This is a genomic window from Methylocaldum sp., from assembly GCF_039794385.1.
Taxonomy (GTDB): domain Bacteria; phylum Pseudomonadota; class Gammaproteobacteria; order Methylococcales; family Methylococcaceae; genus Methylocaldum.
Window position 1 is genome coordinate 1 of the sequence record NZ_JBDIVO010000241.1, and the last position, 7,389, is coordinate 7,389.

Here is a 7,389-nt window from a genome sequence, read left to right on the forward strand (position 1 = left end):
AAGAACTGGCCCGATCTTCGGGAGCGGTATGGCTATGGCGGGTTTATTCAGCTCGATCATCACCGGCCGGGCTGCGCCCGCATGCTCAGGAACGGCGAATGCTTCCGGGAAATCAGGAGCAACTGCTGGGATGCCGGGACCCGGCTCAAGGACTACGATGAATTCGGCGTGCAGGTTCAGGTGCTTTCCACCGTGCCGGTCATGTTCTCTTACTGGGCGAAACCGGAGCACACACTCGATCTCTCTAAACTGCTGAACGATCACATCGCCGGCGTCGTCGCCGAGTTCCCCAAGCGCTTTGTCGGGCTGGGCACTCTGCCCATGCAGGCGCCGAAACTCGCGGTCGGGGAGCTGGAGCGTTGCGTCCGCGATCTGAAGCTGGCGGGCGTCGAAATCGGCACCCACGTCAACGGCTTCAACCTGAACGAGACGCTTTTCTTCCCTGTCTACGAGGCAGCGGAAGATTTGGGAGCGGCCCTCTTCGTCCACCCTTGGGACGTTCTCGCCACCGAGCGGATGAAGAAATACTGGCTGAGCTGGCTGGTCGGCATGCCCGCGGAAACCGCCCTGGCCATCTGCTCGATGATTTTCGGCGGCGTCTTCGAGCGATTTCCCCGGCTTCGTGTCGCGTTTGCCCACGGCGGCGGGGCGTTCCCGGGTACTTTCGGCCGTGTTCAGCACGGATTCGAGGTGCGCCCCGATCTTTGCGCCGTGGACAATGCCGTGGAGCCTGCCGAATACCTGGGGCGCTTCTATGTGGATTCATGCGTTAACGATCCACGCCTCCTGAGTTGCCTGATCGATCTTTTGGGCGCGAACTCGATCGCCCTCGGCTCAGACTATCCGTTCCCGCTCGGCGAAAACCGGCCCGGCAGGATGATAGCCGAGATGGCGCTGCCGCAATCGACCAAGGCGCGGCTGTTTCACGGCACTGCCCTGGAATGGCTCGGTCTCACAGCGGAATCCTTCGCATGACCGCCGTTGATGTCCATATCGGACCACGGACCTTCCGTATCGACTCGGCAAACCATTTCGACCTGTCCATCCCTGTCGATTTTGATGTCCGAGGACTCAGCGCCTTCGGGGTACCGCCCGCCGGCGTGCAAACGGTGGAAAACGCCTGGTTCGTCGGCGACACCCGGCGCGGCGGCAGCTGCAATGTGAGGGAATACCGTTTCATCCCCCATTGCCACGGCACCCATACCGAATGCGTGGGCCATATCGTGGATCAGGACGTATCGGTAACGGCATTTCTGAAGGATGCCTGGATTCCTGCCACCCTGATTTCCGTGAAGCCGGAAAAAGGCATGGATTGCCCGGAAAGTTATATCCCCGGCAAAGCGGAAGGCGATGCGCTCATTACCCGGAGGGCGCTAGTCGAAAAGTTAAGAACGCTGGACGACGAGGATTTTCACCAAGCACTCGTCATACGCTCGCTGCTCAATTCACCGTCCAAGAGAACACGGGGGTACGTCACGGCGCCTTATTTTTCCAATGAATCGATGACGGAAATCGTCCGCGAGGGCGTGGAACATCTTTTGGTTGATGTTCCGTCCGTCGACCGCATGGAAGACGAGGGCAGGCTGTCGAATCACCGCCTTTTCTGGGAGCTGCCGCCCGACGCCCACGATTTGAATCGCTGCAAAGCGCCTTTTCGAACGATTACCGAACTCATCTTCGTGGGCGACGACATTCGGGACGGTTATTACCTGCTCAATCTTCAAATCGCGCCTTTCCGCGGCGATGCGGCACCCAGCCGGCCGCTGATCTTTCCCGTGGAGGTTCCATGAGGTTCGAAGCGCACCGATCTCTCGCCGAGGCGCTGGACCGAGCGGATATTCTTGGTTCGTACCGAAGCGACTTTCACATCCCGAAGCGGGAAGATGGCTCGGAAGAGATTTATTTTTGCGGCAATTCTCTGGGACTTCAGCCGAAATCGGCGCGGCGCTACGTGGAGGAGGTGCTGGCCGCGTGGGCGCGGATGGGAGTGCGGGGACACTTCGAGGGAGATCATCCCTGGCTGCCTTATCACGAGTTCGCGACGGAGAAACTGTCCCGGTTGGTCGGAGCCCTGCCCGTCGAAGTGGCGGCGATGAACTCCCTGACGGTCAACCTTCATCTCCTGATGGTGAGCTTTTACCGTCCGACGCCGGAGCGCCATAAGATCCTGATCGAGGAACACGCTTTCCCGTCGGACCGCTACACCATGGCTTCCCAAATCGCCTTTCACGGCTTCGACCCGGAAGAGTCGCTGATCGAAGCCAGGTCCCGTCCGGGCGAAGTGACTCTTCGCACGGAGGACATATTGGAGCTCATCGAACGGGAAGGAGACGGCATCGCGCTGATCCTGTGGCCGGGCGTTCAGTTCTACACGGGCCAAGCCTTCGCCATGGACGAAATCGCTGGAGCGGGGCACGAGAAAGGCTGCGTGGTCGGGTTCGACTTGGCCCATGCCGTGGGCAATCTGGTCTTAAAACTCCACGACTGGAACGCGGACTTCGCCGTCTGGTGTTCCTACAAATACCTGAACGCGGGACCCGGAGCCGTCGCGGGCTGTTTCGTCCACGAGCGGCATGCCGAACGCTTCGATCTTCCCCGCTTCGCCGGCTGGTGGGGGCATGACAAATCCACCCGGTTCGTCATGCCGCCGAGGTTCAGTCCCTTGCCCGGGGCCGAAGGCTGGCAGCTCAGCAATCCGCCCGTTCTCTCCCTGGCGCCCCTGCTTGCGTCCCTGGATCTGTTCGATCAAGCCGGAATGACGGCGCTGCGGACCAAGTCGGAATCGTTGACCGGTTATCTGGAACACCTGCTCAAGGAACGCTTCGACGACGAGATCGCCATCCTCACGCCGACCGAGCCCGCCGAGCGGGGGTGCCAGCTTTCGCTCAGATTGAAGGACGGCAAGCGGGTGTTCGAAAAGCTGAGCGCTTCCGGGATCGTTTGCGACTGGCGGGAGCCTGACGTGATCCGCGTGGCGCCGGTCCCGTTTTACAACCGCTACATCGAAATCTTCGATTTCGTGGAGCGGCTCAAGGGAGTGATCGAACATGCGGACTAAAGTTATCACCCTGATCGGCGGAGGGCTCGCCGGATGCCTCCTCGCCATATTCCTGGCCCGCCGGCGGTTTTCCGTCCGGGTCTTCGAGCGCTTGCCGGACATGCGCAAACACCAAATTCCGGCGGGGCGGTCGATCAACCTCTCGCTGTCCACCCGCGGCATCCATGCCCTGAAGGAAGTCGGGCTATACCGGAATATCGAAAAACATCTGGTCGCCATGCCCGGCCGCATGATCCACGACAGGGACGGAAAGCTGCTCTATCAGCCCTATGGCAGGGACGAATCCGCCGTTCATTATTCGGTGGAAAGGGCCGCGCTCAACAAGATCCTGCTCGATGGGGCCGAAGCCGCCGGGGCCGAGCTTTTTTTCGGTGAAAAGTGCGAAGGACTGGATTTCGAAAACCGGCATCTGCTGCTCCGGCGTGAAGACGACGATAACCAGCGCATTCTGCCTTTCGATACGCTGATCGGCACCGACGGCGCGGGTTCCGCGGTGCGCCAGGCCATGATCGTACAGAAAGGCATCGACTGCCGAGACGAGCACCTGCCGCACGGCTACAAGGAGCTGGCCATCCCGCCAGGACCCGAAGGCGCTTTCAGGCTGGAAAAGAACGCCCTGCACATCTGGCCGCGCGGCGGCTTCATGCTGATCGCCCTGCCCAATCGGGACGGCAGTTTTACCGCCACCTTGTTCCTGCCCCATTCGGGCCTCGAGAGCTTCCGGACGCTCAGCGACGAGGGCGCCATCCTGCATTTCCTGGAAACCGAGTTTCCCGACGTGCTTCCCCTGATGTCCGACCCGGTTCACGATTTTCTGAACCATCCCACCGGGACCTTGGGCACGATTCGCTGCTTTCCCTGGCATGTCGGCGATCAGGCGCTGATTCTGGGCGATGCCGCCCACGCGGTGGTTCCCTTTCACGGGCAAGGGATGAACTGCGCCTTCGAGGATTGCGTCGTTCTCGACCGGTTGCTCGATGAACACGATAACTTCGAAAGCCTTTACCGAAACTTCGAAGCCCAGAGAAAGCCGAACGCCGAGGCCATCGCCGACATGGCGCTGGAAAACTATATCGAGATGCGCGATTCCGTCCGTGACCCCAAGTTTCACTTGCGGAAGCACATCGAATGGCTGCTCGAAGAGCGCCACCCGGCGAGATTCATCCCGCGCTACGCCATGGTCATGTTTCACCGCATTCCCTATGCCGTCGCCAAAGAACGCGGCGACGTCCAGTCCGGCATCATCGAGCGTTTGTCGGAATCCATAAACCGGGTAGACGACGTAGACCTCGACCTGGCCGACCGGCTCGTCACGGAAAGCTTGCAGCCCTTGGCCGCAATGCCATCGCGGTCTTGATGGCGGGCGGGGCATCAGTGCGCTCCGCACTACCCGCACATCACCCAGCGAGGCTGGCGGCCACCCACCGAAGCGAGCGGCACGACCATCGAGCATTGGTCCGGCGGGTTACGGCGCACGGAAAGCATGGTGATCAGCGGCCAGCGGATGCCGGCGTGCGCCTAACCCGCCCTACGACATTCCGGTTTCCGTCAACCGCCGAAAGAGCAGTAGGTATCCGGAACCAATGGATTGATCGGCAATTCAAATCTAGAACTACCCCGATCCGATTTATCTCCGATAGATGGCTCGCAAGGAGGTGTTATGCGATTCCGGAACAAGGCGATTTCTAGCAGCGCTGCCCGTTGGTTCCTCGGCGGCTTTGTTTTTCCCGTGGCCGTAGCGGCCGCTCAGACCAACGGCAAGCCGTTGGATGCCGTTGCCGAGGCGCAAACGCCGAGAGCCGCTCCCTCTTCACGGCCGGAGTCGCAGAAATCCGAGCATGATCGCTCTGGCGCTTTCCGCGCCCCCCATGCCCAGCCTTCCTCGAACGCCTTTGGCGGCCAGCCCGATCAGGGCAAGGTGCTGGGCTTCGATTTCTACCGCGATCCCCTCAATGCCAAGAGGCCCATGCAGACTTTCGAGGAGATCATGCAGGAGGACAAGGCGGCCAAGCCCAAGATCACCGCCGATCAGCGAAAACTGCTGGAAAGCCGCTATGATCTGACCCCAAGACTCCATCGAGAGGCGAAAATGTCGCGGGGTAAACCCATTCCGGTAGGTCCCACCGCGCGGCTGCGCAACGGCATGACCTGGGACACGCTGGCCGCGATGACGCCCGAGGAGATTCGCGAAAAGGGACTCTTCCCTTATCCCGCCCTGCCGCATCCGAAGCAAGCCACCGGCGGCCAGGTCTTCCCGAAAATGCAGATCGAGATGTTCCCGCGGCTGGAGCGCTTCGATGTGGAATTCGATCTGCCGGACGCCTTTCTGCCGGAGTTCCCGCCCGCCATGTTCCTGCAAAACCGGCCGGAACTGGGTGACGTATCCCGGGGCGAGGTCGTCTCGATCAACAATTACTATGCGCTTTTCAAGGACCTGCTGACGCCCGTTCAGCTCGACGGCCTGCGCCTGCTGCTTACGCCGTTTCCCCAGGAAGAATTCAATCCCACCGACGACCGGAAAAGCGAACAGCCGAGCCTAGGCGTCACCTGCCTCGATTGCCATATCAACGGCCATACGACCGGACAATTCCACCTCAATCCGGACAACCGGCCGCAAGAGCGGCGCCTCCGCCTCGACACGGTCAGCCTGCGCGGCGTGTTCAATCAACAACTGCATGGTTCCAAGCGGAGTCTCCGCTCGGTCGAGGACTTCACCGAATTCGAATTCCGCACCGCCTATTTCAACGGCGATCCCATCCACGCCATGAAGAAAGGTTTTACCCAGTTCGATCGGGTGCAGGTTTCGCACATGGCGCAGATGCAGAACATGTTCGACTTCCCGCCGGCGCCCAAGCTCGACGTTGCCACCGCCAGGCTCGACCCCGCCAAGGCCACCGAAGCCGAGCGCCGCGGCGAGGAAGTGTTTTTCGGCAAGGGCAAATGCGCCGAATGCCATGTGCCGCCCGTCTATCTCGATGACCGCATGCACGATCTTCGCCTCGAACGCTTCGTCAATGAGGCGCCTCCGGGACCGATGAAAACGTTCACCCTGCGCGGCATCAAGGACAGCCCGCCCTACATGCACGACGGGCGCTGCCTGACCCTGGAGGACACGGTGGAGTTTTTCAACCTGGTGCTGGGGCTCAAATTGAACACGCAGGAAAAGTCGGACCTGGCGGCGTTCATGCGGGCGCTGTAAAAATCGCCTTTTTCCAAGCGCTTGAAGTTTAGATTGGTTCCCAAACTCCTGTTTGGGAACCCAAAGCGAGAGGCTCCCAAGTAGGAACTTGGGAGCCAGCGAATCTTAGGTCATCATTGGCTTCTCTCCGGCACAATGCCGAAGCCGGCGCTGTGAAGCGCGGCGAGCAGTGTTGTCTGTTCGTCTGCGGCGAGCGGCAATAGCGGCGGCCGGGGCGCAAGCCAGGCGGGATCGCCCGTCTGCGCGGCGCGAATCGCCTTGAATGCGGGAACGAAAGGGTAGCGCAGGACGATGTCCAGGAACATACGGACTCGCGTTTCGTCGTCCGGCGGCACGTCCGGCTTGAGCAGTGCCGCGATAAGGTCCGGAAAGAGGTTCGCGATGCCGCAGATGGTTCCGGCTCCGCCGGCGCGCATCAGACGCGGCAGATGCGATTCGTGGCCGACCAGGATCGAAAGCTGAGGCACGCGTTTCAACAGCCCGGCGGTATGATCGAAATCGCCGCCGCTGTCCTTCACCCCCGCAATGATGCCGGGATAAGCGGCCGCCAGCCGGGCGACGACCTCCGGCCGGATCGGCACGGCCGAGAGTTGCGGGATGTGATACAGATAAACGCGCAGATGCGTATCGCCCACCGTATCGATCAGCATCGAGTAGTAACGGAACACAGCCTCGTCGGTCAAATTTTTCCAGAAGAACGGCGGAAGGATCAGGCAGCGCGGGCAGCCGGTTTTCAGCGCGTGCCGGGTCAGCGCCACGGTGTCGGAGAGTGCGGTGCATCCGGTGGCGGCGAGCAGACGGTCTGGCGCGATGCCGGTAGCCAGCAGCGCGTCAAGCCCCTCGCAGCGCTCGGCCACCGAGAAGGAGGGACCTTCGCCGGTCGTGCCGAACGGCACGATACCGGCTACGCCTTTCGCGAGCAGTTCCCGCACCAGTGCGGCGAGTCTCGCATGATCCACGCCGCCGTCCCGGCCGAGCGGCGTCAGCGTTGCACACCAAAGTCCGCGTATGGGAGCGGGTTCCGTCATGGTGAAGTCCTCCTCGAATCCTGGTGGGGGCGCGCCCATGTTCACTACATCGCGATCGCCTCACATTCGCTTTCGCTTCGGGCAGACGACTCATCAACGAAAGC

6 protein-coding genes are annotated in these 7,389 nt (G+C 61.3%); 5 read left to right on the forward strand and 1 reads right to left on the reverse strand.

From position 1 onward, the window contains the following. The 5 genes from ABJK70_RS17440 to ABJK70_RS17460 form a co-directional block, all read left to right on the forward strand. A partial coding sequence (locus tag ABJK70_RS17440; protein ID WP_347258603.1) for an amidohydrolase family protein occupies window positions 1-975 on the forward strand: 975 nt, incomplete at its 5' end. After that, complete coding sequence (locus ABJK70_RS17445) at window positions 972-1,790, forward strand: cyclase family protein (protein ID WP_347258604.1); 819 nt, start codon at window positions 972-974, stop codon at window positions 1,788-1,790. The genes ABJK70_RS17440 and ABJK70_RS17445, both read left to right, overlap by 4 nt. Beyond that, entirely contained in the window at window positions 1,787-3,058 is a 1,272-nt protein-coding gene (gene kynU / locus ABJK70_RS17450; protein ID WP_347258605.1) for a kynureninase, read from the forward strand. The genes ABJK70_RS17445 and kynU overlap by 4 nt, the downstream gene beginning before the upstream one ends. Beyond that, window positions 3,048-4,415, forward strand: a complete 1,368-nt coding sequence (locus ABJK70_RS17455; RefSeq protein ID WP_347258606.1) for an NAD(P)/FAD-dependent oxidoreductase — start codon at window positions 3,048-3,050, stop codon at window positions 4,413-4,415. The genes kynU and ABJK70_RS17455 overlap by 11 nt, the downstream gene beginning before the upstream one ends. 303 nt (window positions 4,416-4,718) lie before the next feature. Further along, window positions 4,719-6,257, forward strand: coding sequence for a cytochrome B6 (locus ABJK70_RS17460; protein ID WP_240506862.1), 1,539 nt, complete (start codon window positions 4,719-4,721; stop codon window positions 6,255-6,257). 113 nt (window positions 6,258-6,370) lie between these two features. Here the strand turns inward: ABJK70_RS17460 and ABJK70_RS17465 are convergent, their stop codons facing one another. Further along, the gene (locus tag ABJK70_RS17465; protein ID WP_347258607.1) at window positions 6,371-7,285 is read right to left on the reverse strand and encodes a dihydrodipicolinate synthase family protein; all 915 of its coding nucleotides are present in this window, start codon (window positions 7,283-7,285) and stop codon (window positions 6,371-6,373) included. Window positions 7,286-7,389 lie beyond the last annotated feature (104 nt).